Source organism: Pseudomonas marincola (assembly GCF_900682675.2).
In the GTDB taxonomy this organism is placed as follows: domain Bacteria; phylum Pseudomonadota; class Gammaproteobacteria; order Pseudomonadales; family Pseudomonadaceae; genus Aquipseudomonas; species Aquipseudomonas marincola.
Window position 1 is genome coordinate 845100 of record NZ_LR215729.2, and the last position, 14881, is coordinate 859980.

Annotated in this window: 14 protein-coding genes and 1 tRNA gene; 6 read left to right on the plus strand and 9 right to left on the minus strand. The window is 57.0% G+C overall.

Annotation, left to right across the window (positions count from 1 at the left end):
- Positions 1-48: 48 nt before the first annotated feature.
- The 6 genes from PMYSY11_RS03810 to doeA form a co-directional block, all read right to left on the minus strand.
- Positions 49-1455, minus strand: a complete 1407-nt coding sequence (locus tag PMYSY11_RS03810) for an aspartate aminotransferase family protein (RefSeq protein WP_150548355.1) — start codon at positions 1453-1455, stop codon at positions 49-51.
- A gap of 54 nt (positions 1456-1509) precedes the next feature.
- The gene (locus PMYSY11_RS03815; RefSeq protein WP_239655533.1) at positions 1510-2982 is read right to left on the minus strand and encodes an NAD-dependent succinate-semialdehyde dehydrogenase; all 1473 of its coding nucleotides are present in this window, start codon (positions 2980-2982) and stop codon (positions 1510-1512) included.
- Positions 2983-3179: 197 nt separating this feature from the next.
- Positions 3180-3656 carry an Lrp/AsnC family transcriptional regulator gene (locus PMYSY11_RS03820; protein WP_069902026.1) on the minus strand — a complete coding sequence of 159 codons (477 nt, stop codon included), beginning with the start codon at positions 3654-3656 and terminating at the stop codon, positions 3180-3182.
- A gap of 79 nt (positions 3657-3735) precedes the next feature.
- On the minus strand, positions 3736-4770 hold the full coding sequence (locus PMYSY11_RS03825; RefSeq protein WP_069902027.1) for a TRAP transporter substrate-binding protein: 1035 nt from the start codon (positions 4768-4770) through the stop codon (positions 3736-3738).
- 39 nt (positions 4771-4809) lie between these two features.
- A complete protein-coding gene (gene doeB / locus PMYSY11_RS03830; RefSeq protein WP_150548357.1) occupies positions 4810-5868 on the minus strand; it encodes a N(2)-acetyl-L-2,4-diaminobutanoate deacetylase DoeB in 1059 nt (352 codons plus the stop codon).
- Between the two features lie 16 nt (positions 5869-5884).
- On the minus strand, positions 5885-7072 hold the full coding sequence (gene doeA, locus PMYSY11_RS03835; RefSeq protein ID WP_150548358.1) for an ectoine hydrolase DoeA: 1188 nt from the start codon (positions 7070-7072) through the stop codon (positions 5885-5887).
- Positions 7073-7341: 269 nt separating this feature from the next.
- Between doeA and ehuR the strand changes: the two genes are divergently transcribed.
- The 3 genes from ehuR to PMYSY11_RS03850 all read left to right on the plus strand — a co-directional run bounded on the left by ehuR (position 7342) and on the right by PMYSY11_RS03850 (position 10723).
- Positions 7342-8745: a MocR-like ectoine utilization transcription factor EhuR gene (ehuR, locus tag PMYSY11_RS03840; RefSeq protein WP_090514978.1), complete on the plus strand. Its 1404-nt coding sequence runs from the start codon at positions 7342-7344 to the stop codon at positions 8743-8745.
- 147 nt (positions 8746-8892) lie between these two features.
- A complete protein-coding gene (locus PMYSY11_RS03845; protein WP_150548359.1) occupies positions 8893-9429 on the plus strand; it encodes a TRAP transporter small permease in 537 nt (178 codons plus the stop codon).
- Positions 9430-9445: 16 nt separating this feature from the next.
- Positions 9446-10723 (plus strand): TRAP transporter large permease, encoded by a 1278-nt coding sequence (locus PMYSY11_RS03850; protein WP_150549647.1) that lies wholly within the window; start codon positions 9446-9448, stop codon positions 10721-10723.
- Here the strand turns inward: PMYSY11_RS03850 and PMYSY11_RS03855 are convergent.
- Together PMYSY11_RS03855 and PMYSY11_RS03860 are read right to left on the minus strand one after the other, a co-directional pair.
- Entirely contained in the window at positions 10689-12086 is a 1398-nt protein-coding gene (locus PMYSY11_RS03855; protein WP_150548360.1) for a heavy metal sensor histidine kinase, read from the minus strand. The two genes, PMYSY11_RS03850 and PMYSY11_RS03855, sit on opposite strands and share 35 nt — an antisense overlap.
- Positions 12077-12754, minus strand: a complete 678-nt coding sequence (locus PMYSY11_RS03860) for a heavy metal response regulator transcription factor (RefSeq protein WP_150548361.1) — start codon at positions 12752-12754, stop codon at positions 12077-12079. The genes PMYSY11_RS03855 and PMYSY11_RS03860 overlap by 10 nt, the downstream gene beginning before the upstream one ends.
- Positions 12755-12901: 147 nt before the next feature.
- On the opposite strand from PMYSY11_RS03860, the gene PMYSY11_RS03865 reads away from it, so the two are divergent.
- The 3 genes from PMYSY11_RS03865 (at position 12902) to PMYSY11_RS03875 (ending at position 14354) form a co-directional block, all read left to right on the plus strand.
- Positions 12902-13402, plus strand: a complete 501-nt coding sequence (locus PMYSY11_RS03865) for a GlcG/HbpS family heme-binding protein (protein WP_150548362.1) — start codon at positions 12902-12904, stop codon at positions 13400-13402.
- 14 nt (positions 13403-13416) lie between these two features.
- Positions 13417-13827 carry a hydroxyisourate hydrolase gene (uraH, locus tag PMYSY11_RS03870; RefSeq protein ID WP_150548363.1) on the plus strand — a complete coding sequence of 137 codons (411 nt, stop codon included), beginning with the start codon at positions 13417-13419 and terminating at the stop codon, positions 13825-13827.
- Between the two features lie 203 nt (positions 13828-14030).
- On the plus strand, positions 14031-14354 hold the full coding sequence (locus tag PMYSY11_RS03875; RefSeq protein WP_150548364.1) for an excalibur calcium-binding domain-containing protein: 324 nt from the start codon (positions 14031-14033) through the stop codon (positions 14352-14354).
- A 120-nt stretch (positions 14355-14474) separates the two neighbouring features.
- On the opposite strand, the gene PMYSY11_RS03880 is transcribed toward PMYSY11_RS03875, so the two are convergent.
- Positions 14475-14555: transfer RNA gene (locus PMYSY11_RS03880), tRNA-Leu, on the minus strand.
- Positions 14556-14881 lie beyond the last annotated feature (326 nt).

A 14881-nucleotide genomic window follows, 5' to 3' on the forward strand; every position in this document is an offset into this window, starting at 1 on the left:
AAGACCGGCGACTCAGATGAGAGGCCGGTCTTGGTGCGTTGGCGGTTTTTACTTGGCTTGCCAGTCACCGCTGGTGATCAGCTTGTCGGTCACCTTGTTTACCGCACGCTCGGCGCGGGCAACGATGTCATCAACCTCGTCGCGAGTTACCACCAGTGGCGGCGCAAAACCGAGAATGTCTCCGTGCGGCATGGCGCGGGCGATCAGTCCTTCTTCGAGGCAGGCAGCGGAGATTTGCGCGCCGACCTTGAGGTTCGGGTCGAAGTGCTGACGCTTGCTGCGGTCGCTGGAAAACTCCAGTGCTGCGAGCAGGCCGATGCCGCGCGCTTCGCCCACCAGCGGGTGATCGCCGAAGGTTTGCTGCATGCGTTGTTGCAAGTACGCGCCGGTGTCGCGGGCATTGCCGGTGAGGTTTTCGCGGTCGATGATGTTCAGGTTGGCGATGGCCGAGGCAATGCCCATCGGGTGACCGGAGTAGGTGTAGCCGTGGCCGATGGCGCCATAGGTGTCGGTGCCTTGCTCCAGCACCTGCCACACACGCTCGCCGACAATCACTCCGGACAACGGCTGATACGCCGAGGTCAGGCCCTTGGCGACGGTGATCAGGTCCGGCTTCATTTCGTAGTACTGCGAACCGAAGTCCACGCCCAACCGGCCGAAGCCGCAGACCACTTCATCGGCAATCAGCAGGATGTCGTACTTATCCAGCACCTTGCGGATTTCAGTCCAGTAGTCTTTTGGCGGCGGCACGATACCGCCGGTGCCCAGCACTGGTTCACCGATCATTGCGGCAACGGTATCCGGACCTTCAGCGAGAATCATTTCTTCGAGTTTTTGCGCGCAGTAAACCGAGAACTCCTGCTCGCTCATCGCATCATCTTCGCGACGATAGTAGACCGGCGCAACGGTGTGTTTGATGCGCTCCAGCGGCAGGTCGAAGTGGGCGTGGAACACCGGCAGGCCGGTCATCGAACCGGATGCAATGCTCGATCCGTGATAGCCACGGTCACGCGAGATGACCTTCTTCTTCTCTTTACGCCCAAGGATATTGTTGTAGTACCAAACCAGCTTGAGTTGGGTCTCGTTGGCATCCGAGCCGGACATGCCGTAATAGACCTTGCTCATGCCCTGGCCTGCGAGCTTGACGATGCGCTCAGACAGCTGCGCCATGCCTTCGGTCGTGTGGCCAACATAGGTGTGGTAGTACGCGAGTTGCTTGGCTTGCTCGTAAATGGCTTCGGCCATTTCGGTGCGGCCATAGCCAATGTTTACGCAATACAGGCCGGCAAAGCCGTCGATGTATTCGTTGCCCAGCGAGTCCTGAATGCGGATGCCTTGCGCGCCGGTAATGATCCGCGCCGGGCTTTCGCCGTGGGCGTGTTGCTTGAGGTGAGTCGAGGCGTGGAACACGTTCTGGCGGTCGATCTCGATAATTTTCTGGGTGTCGAGGGTCATGATGATGTCCTTTGTCGATAGGTATTTAATTGGCGCGCAGCAAGCCGGGCGCGATTAACATCCGCTGACACTGGGCAAATTGCCCAGGCAGTAGTATTTGATTTGGCTGTATTCATCGAGGCCGTGGCTGGAGCCTTCGCGGCCGAGACCGGATTGCTTGACGCCACCAAACGGCACGGGCGGGCCGGTCATCTTCACGGAGTTAACGCTGACCATGCCGAACTCCAGCCCTCGCATCAGTTGCCAGATTTGGCGAATGTCGTAGCCGTAAACGTAGGCGGCAAGGCCGTACTCGGTGTCATTGGCCTGGCTGATTAATTGCTCGGTGTTGTCCCAGGCCAATACGCCGGCCACCGGTGAGAAATTCTCTTCGCGGTAAACGCGCATCCCGGCGGTGACGTCGGCCAGCAGCGTCGGCACGAAGTAGTTGCTGCCAGGCGCCTGGCTCTGATCGCCGACCAGCAGGCGCGCACCTTTGGCAACGGCGTCATCAACGATTTCCTGGGCTTTGGTTACGGCCTTGCGATTGATCAGCGGGCCTTGATTGACGCCACGAATCAAACCGTTGCCCAGAGTGAGTTCGCCCATGCGCCGGGCAAATGCCTGCAGGAAGTCCTCATACAGCGAGCGGTGCACGAAGATCCGATTAGCCGCGAGGCAATCCTGGCCAGTGGTCTGGAATTTGGCGTCGATCGCCGCTTGCGCAGCCTGCTCGACATCCATATCGGGCAATACAATAAACGGCGCATTGCCGCCCAACTCCATTGAGCATTTCTTCACGGTGGCGGCAGATTGCTCCAGCAGCAAACGGCCCACGCGGGTGGAGCCGGTGAATGACAATGCCTTGACCTTGTCACTGGCGCAAAGCACCTGCGAAACCATTTCCGGCTCACCGGTGATAATGTTGAAAACACCCGCCGGAAAGCCCGCACGTTCTGCCAGTTCAGCTAACGCCAGTGCTGAGAACGGTGTTTCACCGGCAGGCTTGACTAGCACCGTGCAACCAGCCGCCAGCGCTGCAGCGGCTTTACGGGTGATCATCGCGCAGGGGAAGTTCCACGGGGTAATCAAGGCGGCCACGCCAATCGGCTCGCGCACGGTGCCCAGTTGCGCGTTGTTGATGTGGCTCGGGATGGTTTCGCCGTATGCGCGGCGCGCCTCTTCAGCAAACCAGCGGATAAACGAGGCGGCGTAGTCGATTTCGCCCAGCGCTTCAAACAATGGCTTGCCTTGCTCCAGCGTCATCAGCCGGGCCAGGTCTTGTTTGTTTTCCAGCAGCAGGTCGTGCCACTTGCCGAGTATCTCGCCACGCGCATCCAGCGACAGCGCACGCCACGCAGGGAAGGCGGCGTGTGCAGCATCAATGGCCTGAACAATTTGTGTTTCATCGAGTTGGGTGCAGCGGCCGATGACTTCATCAGTAGCCGGATTGAGTACGGCCTCATCGCGACCGGACGTGCCTGCGGTCCATTTGCCATTGATATAGGCGAGCTGACGAATCAGCCGTGGATCTTCGAAGTTGTGCATGCAAAGCATCCTCTCTACTGGCCTGCCACACAGCGTGTCGGTGCAGGGCGTGGTGCGTGTTTACGGCTTCCACTTTAGGGGGGATTGGCGATGGATTTTTTCTCTTGAGCGGGGTTGGGCCTGTGTTTTTTTTGCTTTGAATGGCCTGCACATGGTGTTTTTTTGGTGGCGCAATTAGCGCCTTGCGGAACACCGTTTCAGGCCGGTTTTTCTTCCAGTTCGAGCGGCGGATCGCAATGTTTGATGGTCTTGGTCACGATGTAGGTGAAGTAGCGTTCAATCCCCAGATCGGCCATTAACCAGCGGTCTATCAGGCGTTGGTACTGGTCGATATCAGCGGCCATTACCTTGACGATGTAATCAATGCCGCCGCCGGTGGCGTAGCACTCGGTCACTTGCGGGCACTCGTGCATGGCGTGTTCGAAGCGCTGGAAGGCTTCGCGGTTGTGCTGCTTCAAGCTGATCTCGACCATGACGGCCGCACGCTTGGTGATGATCTCGGGGTTGAGTAAGGCGCCGTAGCCGCGAATGATGCCGGCCTCTTCCAGGCGTTTGACCCTTTCCCAGCAAGGGCTGATGGACAGGTTGATGGCCTCGGCCAGGCTTGATTTGGTGATGCGGCCGTTGTGCTGAAGGATCTGCAGAATCTTCAGGTCATAACTGTCTAGACGCATGGATCTGCTCCGGCGCAGAAAACCTGCGCACCTGATGTGACAAAGCCGGCGAGTCAACCCGCCGGCTGTGTGTCATGCCTTACTGCTTTTCCAGATCGGCGATTTCTTTTTCGAGTGCTTTGAGGGTGGTGCCGGCTTCATCGCCCGCCAGCTCTACAAGCTTGTCACGCAGTGGCAGGCTGGCCTTGCGGAAGGCGGCCTGTTCTTCTTCGGTCAGATGAACAATCTTGATGCCGGGCTTGGCCTGCTTGATTTTTTCAAGACGGGTTTTGTTGTATTCAGCCTGAGTATCGAAGATATATGGGCCGAGTTCAGCAACAGTCTCGTCGATGATTTTCTTCTCATCTGCCGGCAGCCCCTGATACCAGGATTCGCTCGATAGCACAGCGACGGTGAATTGCTGATGACCGGACCAGGTCAGTACATCATTGACCTCGTAGAACTTCATTTCTTCGATCGCGAAGATCGGGTTTTCCTGACCATCAATCATCTTCAACTGCAGAGCGCCATACACCTCGGAGTAGGGCAGAGGCGTGGGCACGGCGCCGAACGACTTGTAGGTTTCAACCAGCATTGGCGATGCCATTACGCGCATTTTGACATTGTCGAAATCTGCGGGCTTATGCACTTCCTTGTTGGTGGTCCAGACCATTTCGCCTTCCGGATACATGCTCAAAAGACGCAGATTGCGGGTCTTCAGTTTGTCTGCCATCGGCCCGTAAATCGTCGGGCTTTCAGTGAGCACCTTGAGGTTGACCTTGTTGTCTTGCGACAACAGATAAGGCACCGAGAACACCTGCATCGACGGTGCGGTCGAGCCCAGAATACCGGTGGAACCATGGGTGAACTGGATGACGCCATTGGCGACCAGTTCGGTCAGGTCTTCGGACTCGCCCAAGGCGCCATACGGATAAACCGTGACCTTGATCTTGCCGTCGCTTTTCTCTTCTACCAGTTGTTTGAACTTCTGGGCGTAAGCGTCTTGCACGCTGCCGCTGATTTCTTCGAGCGCGAACTTCCACTCCTCTGCTGCTGCCAGGCTGGCTTGTCCCGCCAGGAGTACTCCCATCGCCGCCGCCAGTGCTGCCTTTTTCAGTGTGCTGAACTTTTTCATGGTGCAGTCTCCATTTATTTTTTTAAGTGCAGGGGTAAGTCAGTTTTCCACTATGTCGGCAATCACCGCCAGGGTGTCGCCTATGTCTACTAAGGCCGGGAAGCGTCTTGCAACGAGCAAGCCATCACGCTCGGCGCGGTACTCGACCGCCGGAGTACCGGTGCGCTCAAAGGTGTGCACGCGTGCCACCAGATCACCTTTTTGCACCCGGTCGCCGACACTCAATGCGAGTTCGAGAATGCCGTGATGCACGCTCTGTACGTAGCACGTGGCATCGGGCATATCGAGTTGCAGTGCGGGTTCATCCGCAGGCTCAAGTTCGCCTTTGGTTATGCCGGCGAACTTGAGAAAGTTGCGCACACCACGGTCTGCCAACAGCATGGTTTGCGGGGTGCTGGTGCCGCCACCGCCAAGCTCGGTCGTGACAAAGACCTTGCCTTGGGCTTCCACTGCGGTGTCGTACAACGAGGCGGCATCAAGCTCGAAAAGGATCATGCTCGCGGCCGTACCGAAAACCTTAGCACCTTCAATGCACTTGGCTTCTTGTCGCGGGTCTTGCAGGCGGTGCGCTGCTGCAAAGGGCAATATGTCGAGGGTCTTGCCGCCCGAGTGGATGTCCAGCGCGAAGTCGCACAGCGGGATCAGGTGACGCTGAAAGTAATCGGCAATACGCTCGGTCATGCTGCCGTAAGGGTGACCGGGGAATGAACGGTTCATGTTGCCTTTGTCGATTGGCGAGGTGCGACTGCCGTTCTGCACCGCCGGATAATTCATGGCCGGCACAATAATGACCCGGCCCTGAACATCTTCGGCGCGCAGTTCACTGGCGAGTTTGAGCAGCGAGGTGATGCCCTCATATTCGTCGCCATGGTTACCGCCAGTCAGCAGCGCGGTTGGGCCTTCACCGTTTTTGATAACACTGATCGGGATCATGATGCAGCCCCACGCCGACAGGTCGTGGGAGTAGGGCAGCTTCATGAAACCGTGCTGAACACCGTCGCGTTCGAAATCAACGGTCACGCTCATGGTCGTTGCCGGGGCCTCAACCAAGCCTGAATGGCTGACGGCCTGCAGTTCTGCTTCGGGGGTTATATTCATCACTGCCGTACTCATCTCAGGCCTTCACAAACAGTTGGCGCGAATAATCACAAAGCGTGTCTGCGCCGGTTTCGGTTATCACAATGCTTTCAGTCGTTTCCAGGCCCCAGTCGTCGAGCCAAAGACCCGGCATAAAGTGGAACGTCATGCCGGGCTGCAACACCGTGGTGTCGCTTTCACGCAAGCTCATGGTGCGCTCGCCCCAGTCCGGCGGATAACTCAGCCCGATTGGATAGCCGCAGCGGTTATCGCCACGGTCGTAGCCATAGCGGCGCAGTGTGCTGTTGAGTTCGCGGGCGATATCGCCGCAGGTATTGCCCGGTTTGGCGACTGCAAGTCCGGCCTCAAGCCCGGCATTAATGGCCTCTTCGGCTTTGAGAAACGCGGCTGAAGGCTCACCGAGATAAACCGTGCGCGATAGCGGGCAGTGGTAGCGTTTGTGGCAGCCGGCGATTTCGAAGAAGGTGCCTTCGCCCTTTTTGAACGGGCGGTCGTCCCATGTCAGATGCGGTGCCGAAGCGTCTTTGCCAGAGGGCAGCATCGGTACGATTGCCGGATAGTCACCAAATTTACCGTCATGCCCGACACAGGCCACCCGGTAGATTTCGCCCACCAGAATATTCTTCGGCAAGCCGGGTTCTATCATCTCGATAATGGCGCGGTGCATGTTCTCGACAATGCGCGCGGCGACTTGCATGTACTCGATTTCCTGGTCGGACTTTATCGCCCTGCACCAGTTCACCAGGCCTGTCGTGTCAACCAGTTGTGCTTGCGGCAAGCCGCGTTGCATCGCTTGGTGAGAGGCCGCGCTGTAGTAATAGTTGTCCATCTCGACGCCGATGTTGCCGGTGGTCCAGCCGCGCGATGGCAGGATTTCCGTGCACAGATAGTCGAGCGCGTGATGCGGCGGGTTCATCACATATTTGTCGCTGTAAGAGGTTATGTCCTCTTGGGGCATATACACCGTGCGGCGCGCGCCGTTGGCATCAATCCCGCGACCGAACCACAGCGGATTTCCGTCCTGGCCGACCACGACGCACTGCGGGGTATAGAACGACCAGCCGTCATAGCCGGTGAGCCAGGCCATGTTAGAGGGGTCGTGAACGATAAGAGTGGTGATTCCGCGGGTTGCCATCGCAGCGCGCACCTTGCTCAGGCGCTGGGCGTATTCTGCACGGCTGAAATTCAAAACGACTTCACTCATGACAGCATCTCAATAACGAACGCTTTCGCGTTCAGGTCTCGTTGTGCCCGCTGGTGATGCCCGGCGGACGCCACTGCTGCGATTCGTAAAAAGCCCTGAGCGGCTGAATACGAATCCTCCGGTCCTTGGCAAATCGTCGAGTAGCCGATTTGTGGCTGGTGGAGAAATTGTACTGAAACCTGCTAAAGTGATCGTGACAAATACAGGTCAATACGTTTCGGGCTTCATATTATGTTCATTACAATCATCGTCAAGGGATTTATTGTTCTATGACAATTGACCTTAAGCCGTTCATGCGCACAGGGCAGCCCAAATACCTGGCAATCGGAAATGCGCTCACTGAAGCCATCAATACGGGTGCGCTGCTGCCGGGAAGCAAACTGCCGACCCATCGCGAGCTAGCGGAAACCCTCGGTGTCAGTGTGCAAACCGTGAGCAATGCCTATGCCCACGCAGAGAAGCAGGGCGCCATTTACGGGCAGGTCGGCAGCGGTACTTTTGTGCGCAGCCGGCATGTCAGTCACGAGTCGGATTACCTCTCCACGGATGAGCATGAAGACCCCAGTCGCGGTATCGATTTGTCTACCGCGCACCCGGTGTGTACCCAGCGTCACGTCAAGCTCTACCGCGAAAGCCTTGAGCGATTGGCCCGTGAAGGGCGTGATGATTTCATTACCTCATTTCATCCCACGCAAGGCCTGACCCAGCACCGTGAAGTGGTCTGCAACTGGATGGGGCAACAGCAGAAAATGCCCGCCGACCCGGACAACATGCTGTTCTGCAATGGCGCCGCCCATGCGCTGACCATCGCCATGGCAACCGTGCTCAAGCCCGGCGATACTGTGCTGTGTGAGCGTGAAACCTGCATGTTGCTGATGGCCCTGGCGCATACCCTGCATTTCAATCTCAAAGGCCTGGCCACGGATGATCAGGGCTTGTTGCCGGAAGCCGTTGAGGCGGCCTGCAAGCAGGGCGGCGCGCGCGTGCTGTTCTGCACGCCGACCATGAACAATCCGAACTCAGACACCATGAGTCTTGAGCGGCGTCAGGCCATTGCCGATGTGGCGCGTAAGTACGATCTGACTGTGGTGGAAGACGATGTTTACGGTGCGTTGCAACCAAACCGGCTACCGCCGTTATCGGCCTTGATTCCTGAGCGCAGTTTCTACGCCACCAGCCTGAGCAAGATCACGCTGCCGGGCATGCGGGCAGGCTATCTGGTGACTCCGCCGCACCTTGTGCAGCAAGCTATTGGCCGGCTGCGCAGTACCACCTGGATGGCCACGCTGATGCCGTTCGAGATCGCCAGTTGGTGGATGCAGGACGGCACGCTGGACCGCATGATCAGCTTCCAGCAGCAGGAACTGGCGGCTCGCCAGCTAATGGCGCGGGAGCAATTGAGCGGCTGCAGATTTAAGGCCCATCCCAATGGCATGCACCTCTGGGCCGAGCTGCCTGAGCATTGGACGCCGGAAAAATTTGCCCGCCGTGCGCGTCAGGAAGGCGTAATGATTTTCCCCGCGGAGCCCTTTCTGGCCACCGCAGACCGGGGTAATCAAAACGTGCGAGTCAGCTTGGGCGCGGAGCAAAGCCGCTCAAGGGTGCAGGCAGGCTTAGCGACGCTGAGTGGGCTGATGGCGGAAATGCCGCCACCCATGCACTTTGTGTTCTAAAGTGGGGCAAAATCATTACATATGCCTGTTTTGCGTGCATATGTAATGATTCAAATTAATAATTGACATGATTTTTTGCCGGCGATAAGGTCTAGCCTCCACTACAAGAACAGTGTCCGCCCATACGAAGGTGGACCGGAGGTAGCTATGTCTTGGCTGCGAAAGTTGGATTGGGTGCTGGAGAAGCTCGAGGCTTTCATCCTCGCTAGCGGTATTCTGCTCATGGCGCTGAATTCAGTTGGTAATGTTTTCGGACGCTACCTGTTTAATCAGAGCATCTACTTTTCTGAAGAGCTCAACCAATTCCTCATCATCTTTGTCACCTTTGTTGGCTGCAGCTATGCCGCCAGGCATGGCCGGCACATTTGCATGAGCGCGCTCACTGAGCAGCTAAAGGGCAGGGCTGCGGCGCTGGCAATGCTGGTAATCAATGGCGTAACTGCTGCCCTGATGCTCTGGCTCGCCTGGGCTGCCGTTGGCTATGTGGAGTCCGCTGCCAAGGTCGGTCGCTCGTCCTCCGCTCTGCAGGTGCCGCTGCACTATATCTATCTGGTGATTCCGCTGGGTCTGGGCATGACCGGGCTGCAGTTTATTCGCCACGCCTTCATCCAGCTGCAAGTGCTACTTGGTTTGCGCGCAGCACCTGAGCGTCTTGATGACGCCACCATTCCCGTACAACCCTGAGCGCGCACCCATGGACATGACTACCACGCTATTGATCATCATGCTGGTTCTGCTGTTGTCGGGCTTTCCCATGATGACAACTTTGCTCGCAGCATCGGCTGCCGGCTTCACGATGTTTTTTACCATGGGCCCGGAGTTCATCATCCAGCAGATGATTGCCGGCATTCGTCCCGCTGCTTTGGTCGCCGTGCCGATGTTCATTCTGGCGGCAGACATTATTACGCGTGGCGCCACAGCCAATCGTTTGCTGGATGTGGCCATGGCGTTTGTCGGGCATGTGCGTGGCGGCATGGCTGTCACAACTGCATTGAGTTGCGCCCTGTTTGGCGCGCTGTCGGGCTCCACCCAAGCCACCGTGGTTGGGGTTGGCAGCATCATGCGGCCAAAGATGTTGCAGCAGGGTTATAAAGACAGTTTTGCCATGGCGCTGATCATCAACGCATCGGACATCGCGCTGCTGATTCCGCCGAGCATCGGCATGATTATTTATGGTGTGGTGTCGGGCACCTCGGTTGCCGAGTTGTTTATCGCCGGTATTGGCCCCGGTTTGCTGCTGATGTTTTTGCTGTGCGGCTATTGCTACATCTTTGCGCGCATTACCGGGATTCCATCGGGGGAGAAGTTCAGTTGGACGCAGCGCCTGGTCACTTGTCGCCGCGCCATCTTGCCGCTGCTGCTGCCGGTTCTGACCATTGGCGGGATTTACACAGGTGTATTCAGCCCGACTGAAGCGGCGGCGGTGTCGGTGTTGTACGCGCTGATTCTGGAGGTTGTGATTTTTCGCCGGGTGAAACTCAGTGAGCTTTCCTCTATTGCGCTGTCGACCGGTTTGATTACCGCCGTGGTATTTATCCTGGTGGCGGCAGGTTCGGCATTTTCCTGGGTGATCTCGTTCGCGCAGATCCCTCAGCAGATTCTGAGTGGCATCGGCATCATGAGCGCTTCGCCGACCGAACTGCTGATCATCATTTCCATCGCATTCTTCATCGGCTGCATGTTTGTCGACCCCATCGTGGTCATGCTGATTCTGGTGCCTATTTTTGCGCCGGCTGTGCGTGTGTCTGGTTTGGACCCGGTGCTAGTGGGCACCATCATCACGTTGCAGGCCGCTATCGGATCGGCAACACCGCCATTCGGCTGCGATATCTTCACCGCAATTGCCGTGTTCCGTCGGTCTTATTTCGAGGTGATACGCGGTAGCTTGCCGTTCTTTGCCATTTTGCTGCTGATGTCGGTGCTGCTGATCATGTTCCCGCCAATTACCTTGTTCCTGCGTGACTTGGCATTCCGTTAATCGACGCGGGAAATATCAGGCTGAAGCGGGTGCCCGAATCATCACTCGTGACGACGACGCTGCCGCCGTGCAGTTGCATGATTGAGCGGACGATGGCCAGGCCCAAACCGCCCGAGTCGCCCGGCTCGTTACGCGATGGATCGCAGCGATAAAAGCGCTCGAACAAATGGCTTATATGCTCGGACGCTATGGCGGGGCCGGCGTTGTGTACAGAAACCTGCACCTGTTCGGCCGTGATCTCGCTGCTCAGGGTTACATCACTGCCGGCAGGTGCGTAACGCAATGCGTTTGCCAGCAAATTTGCCAGCGCACGGCGCAGAAGATCGGTGTCTGCGAACAGTGCGCCTTGCGCGTTATTCAGCAAGCGCATGCCGCGTTCTTCGGCCATGCCTTCGAAGTAATCGCAAAGTAATTCGGCTTGCTCGAACAGCTCGATTGGCTCACGCGTAATGGCCGCGTTGACCTGTTCTGTCCGCGCCAGAAACAGCATGCTGTCGATCATTCTCGACAGCCGCTCGTACTCTTCCTGATTGGACACCAGTAAGTCTTGATAGGCCTCGACTGAGCGGCTGTGTCTGAGGGTTTGCTGGGTTTGGCCCATCAGGTTACTCAGCGGTGTGCGCATTTCGTGGGCGAGGTCTTCAGAGAAGCGCGAAAGCTGGGCGAAGCCATCTTCAAGACGGCCGAGCATGTTGTTGAGTGCGCCGCTGAGCGCTTCAAGTTCGCTGACGTCACGGTAATCGTTGAGGCGCAAATGCAGATGTTGCACGTCTATCGCCGAGGCACTGGCCGCCAGTTCACGCACCGGACGCAGGCCGCGTTGGCTCACCAGCCAGCCAAGCAGAAAGGCCAATAACGAGCCGACGCCGAGCGACAGCCAGAGCTTCATTTTGTAGGCGTCGAGCATTTGCTCGCGCTCGTTCAACAGCTTGCCGGCTACCAGCGTCAGCTTGCGCCCGTCGCGTTCGGCGTCCAGCCAGGCGAGGCGAACATGGGAATTAAGCGGGCTGTCGCGCAGTTGTGCCTGAGCCGCTGCGTGCAGCGCGGGTAGCTTGACGCCAGCCGGGTTTATTTCAATCTGCAAACGGCCTTGCTCATCAATAATCCAGAGCATGTTGTCGCGATTGCCGAGCATGTTTTCGTATAGCTGCGGGCGCGCCCGCAATGACTCGATGCTTTGGCTGTCGTCAATCAGCGCCTGCATACGCTCCAGCCTGCCGAGCAACGCCTGATCATCACGCCAGGCGATTTCACGCTGCAGCGATTGATACAGATAAAAGCCGAACGCGCCCAATAACAGTGCGCTCACCAGCGCAAACATCAGCGCCATGCGCAGGCTCAACGAGCGCGGCATCAATTGCATGTTTGCACCTCAAGCAAGTAGCCCATGCCGCGAACCGTGTGAATCAGTTTGAGCGGGTAGGGGTCGTCAATCTTGGCGCGCAGACGGCGAATAGCGACATCCACCACATTGGTGTCGCTGTCAAAATTCATCTGCCAAACCTGCGAGGCAATCTGTGCGCGCGACAGAACTTCACCTTCGCGGCTGAGCAGTAAGTGCAGCAGCGCGAACTCCTTATTGGTCAGGGTTATACGCTCGCCCTGGCGGGTGACCTTGCGGCGCAGCAAGTCGAGATGCAGGTCTGCGACCATAAACTCTTCCACCTCGCGGGGCGGGCCGCGCCTGAGCAGTGTGCGCACCCGGGCGAGTAATTCGGCATATGAGAACGGCTTAACCAGATAATCATCAGCCCCCAACTCAAGGCCTTTGACCCGGTCTTCTACCGAGTCGCGTGCGGTGAGGAACAGCACAGGTGTTTGCTGTTTGCGGCGAAGAATCTGTAGCAGTTGCCAGCCATCCACGCCGGGCAGCATGACGTCGAGAATGATCAGATCGAATACGCACTCGCTGATCAGGTGCTGACCGTCCAGACCATTGCGTGCAACTTCCACGGTATAGCCGGATTCGGTCAGCCCCTTGTGCAGGTAGTCCGCCGTTTTTACTTCGTCCTCGACAATCAGGATGCGCATGTTTCCTCCAGAGCGTGCCCATAGGCTATGCCAAATTGCGCCGTAGGCTCATTACAAATTGGTAATGCACGCGCAATCGGTTTGTTGCTGGCGCTTGTGCAGACTTGCCTGAAATCGCTCGCTATCGCTTATTTCAGGAGGTTCATCATGTTACTTCGCGCCGCCCAACTCAGCCTGCTTGGCCTTGCCATTGGCAGCGCCAGTGTATTTGCCGGCACTGCCCAAGTAGCCGAGCGCCAGGACGTTACGCTGGCGCTGGCCAATGATTTGCTCAACGCAACAATGGCTGCCTGCCACGCCGATAACCGTACCGCTGTCGCCGCTGTGGTGGATCGCGGCGGTAATCTGGTCGCCTTGCAGCGGGATGACAATGTTGGCCCGCACAACACCATCGCCGCTCAGCGCAAGGCCTTCACCTCGCTCTCGACCAAGACCTCAAGCCGGGTTCTGTCTGAGCGCGCCCGGAGCAATCCAGAAGCTGAAAACCTCAACACCCTCGACGAACTGTTGTTACTCGGCGGTGGTGTGCCGCTGCGCGTAGGCGATCAGGTAATCGGCGCCATTGGCGTTGCCGGAGCAGGCGGCGCCGAGATCGACGAAGGTTGCGCGCTCAAGGCCATCGCCAAGGTTTTACCTTCCGCTAACTAATCAGGAGTTACACCATGAAAATGCTTAAAACCCTCGCCGCCGGCATTATCTTCAGTGGCTTGTCGTCCGTCGCTCTGGCTGCCAGTAATCCGTTGAGCGTTCACGTGCTCAACCTGCAAGATGGCTTGCCATCGCCTGATGTTAACGTCACGCTGGAGAAGAAGGATGGCAAGCAGTGGGACTTGCTCAACAGCGCCAAAACCAATGAGCAAGGCCGCATCACCGAGTTTTACCCACAAGACAAAGCACTGGAGAAAGGCACGTACCGCGTCACCTTCAAGACCGGCGAATGGTTCTCTGCACACAACAGCAAAAGCTTCTTCCCGGAAGTGCCGGTGATCTTTGAAGTGGATGGCACCGTCCCGCATTACCACATCCCACTCTTGCTCAGCCCTTACGGCTTCTCGACCTACCGCGGTAACTAATCGCCCGGCTGTTAAGTGGGTTGCTGAAGGATCGATAAATGGCTCGCCACAAGGCGGGCCGTTTTGCATCTGGGCAGGTTAACTTGGGGTGATTTGCTGAATCGAGCCTGCGGATACAGGCCGTGGCTTGCTGGTTATTTGATTGCCGGAACAATAGTCCAGCGTTAGAGTGCGGCAAAAAATTGGATACTTGAGTCTAGGGAATGAAAAATCTAATCATTGCGCTGATTATTGGCTTCGCTGTTTGGCACTACTACCTGAAACCATCGGATAGCCCGGTCATCAGCAACATCGGCTCTGACGGCAGCGTGCTGAGCAATCCTGTAATAACCAACGCACGCTCCTCGACATCTCTACTGCCCACATCGACAACCTCAAACGCATCCGCCTACAGCTGTGATGGACGAACGCACTGCTCGCAGATGCGCTCATGCGAAGAAGCAACCTACTTCCTGAAAAACTGCCCCGGCACAAAAATGGATGGCAATCACGATGGCGTGCCGTGTGAGCAGCAGTGGTGTCGGTAAGGGCGCGGCGTGCGGAGGTGAGTTGATGCTTGTTCAGGGATGGGGGGGGCTGCAGTCACTGGATTAATTCTCGAGCACACACAAAAAAGGGCTTACCTTTCGGTAAACCCTTGTTTTGTTTGGTGGCTACGCAGGGACTTGAACCCCGGACCCCAGCATTATGAAAGTGCGCCAATTACCTAGAGTGCTGCTCACGTACCCTAGGTACGGGCCTTTGAGCCTGCTTCTAAGTCACTATTTACCACTAAGCTTAATCTGAGGCTCGGAATGGGACACCATGGCTTACGCTCATGGATGAACCATTTTTTGATGTGTCAGTCTGAATAGAGCTGAAAAAGATGCTTTTAATAGTGCTTTTTATGGTGCTATTCTGTGATGGCTTTACCCCGTGTTCGCACAAATAACCTCATGAAGAAAAGTCCTAAATACGATAGCTAGGCCCAAAAGAGAAGAAAGCCGAGATTAGCCCAGTGAGGCTTGAGGCATGGCCGCTGAAGATAGCTCAGGCACAGATAGATAACGCAGAT

Excerpts from the sequence above, each read along its gene's own strand:
- uraH (WP_150548363.1), top strand. The coding sequence starts at position 13,417 with ATGAAAATGCTTAAAACCCTCGCCGCCGGCATTATCTTCAGTGGCTTG.
- PMYSY11_RS03850 (WP_150549647.1), top strand. The coding sequence starts at position 9,446 with ATGACTACCACGCTATTGATCATCATGCTGGTTCTGCTGTTGTCGGGC.
- doeA (WP_150548358.1), bottom strand. The coding sequence starts at position 7,072 with ATGAGTGAAGTCGTTTTGAATTTCAGCCGTGCAGAATACGCCCAGCGC.
- PMYSY11_RS03815 (WP_239655533.1), bottom strand. The coding sequence starts at position 2,982 with ATGCACAACTTCGAAGATCCACGGCTGATTCGTCAGCTCGCCTATATC.
- PMYSY11_RS03860 (WP_150548361.1), bottom strand. The coding sequence starts at position 12,754 with ATGCGCATCCTGATTGTCGAGGACGAAGTAAAAACGGCGGACTACCTG.
- doeB (WP_150548357.1), bottom strand. The coding sequence starts at position 5,868 with ATGAATATAACCCCCGAAGCAGAACTGCAGGCCGTCAGCCATTCAGGC.
- PMYSY11_RS03810 (WP_150548355.1), bottom strand. The coding sequence starts at position 1,455 with ATGACCCTCGACACCCAGAAAATTATCGAGATCGACCGCCAGAACGTG.
- PMYSY11_RS03855 (WP_150548360.1), bottom strand. The coding sequence starts at position 12,086 with ATGCAATTGATGCCGCGCTCGTTGAGCCTGCGCATGGCGCTGATGTTT.
- PMYSY11_RS03845 (WP_150548359.1), top strand. The coding sequence starts at position 8,893 with ATGTCTTGGCTGCGAAAGTTGGATTGGGTGCTGGAGAAGCTCGAGGCT.
- PMYSY11_RS03825 (WP_069902027.1), bottom strand. The coding sequence starts at position 4,770 with ATGAAAAAGTTCAGCACACTGAAAAAGGCAGCACTGGCGGCGGCGATG.
- PMYSY11_RS03820 (WP_069902026.1), bottom strand. The coding sequence starts at position 3,656 with ATGCGTCTAGACAGTTATGACCTGAAGATTCTGCAGATCCTTCAGCAC.
- PMYSY11_RS03875 (WP_150548364.1), top strand. The coding sequence starts at position 14,031 with ATGAAAAATCTAATCATTGCGCTGATTATTGGCTTCGCTGTTTGGCAC.
- ehuR (WP_090514978.1), top strand. The coding sequence starts at position 7,342 with ATGACAATTGACCTTAAGCCGTTCATGCGCACAGGGCAGCCCAAATAC.
- PMYSY11_RS03865 (WP_150548362.1), top strand. The coding sequence starts at position 12,902 with ATGTTACTTCGCGCCGCCCAACTCAGCCTGCTTGGCCTTGCCATTGGC.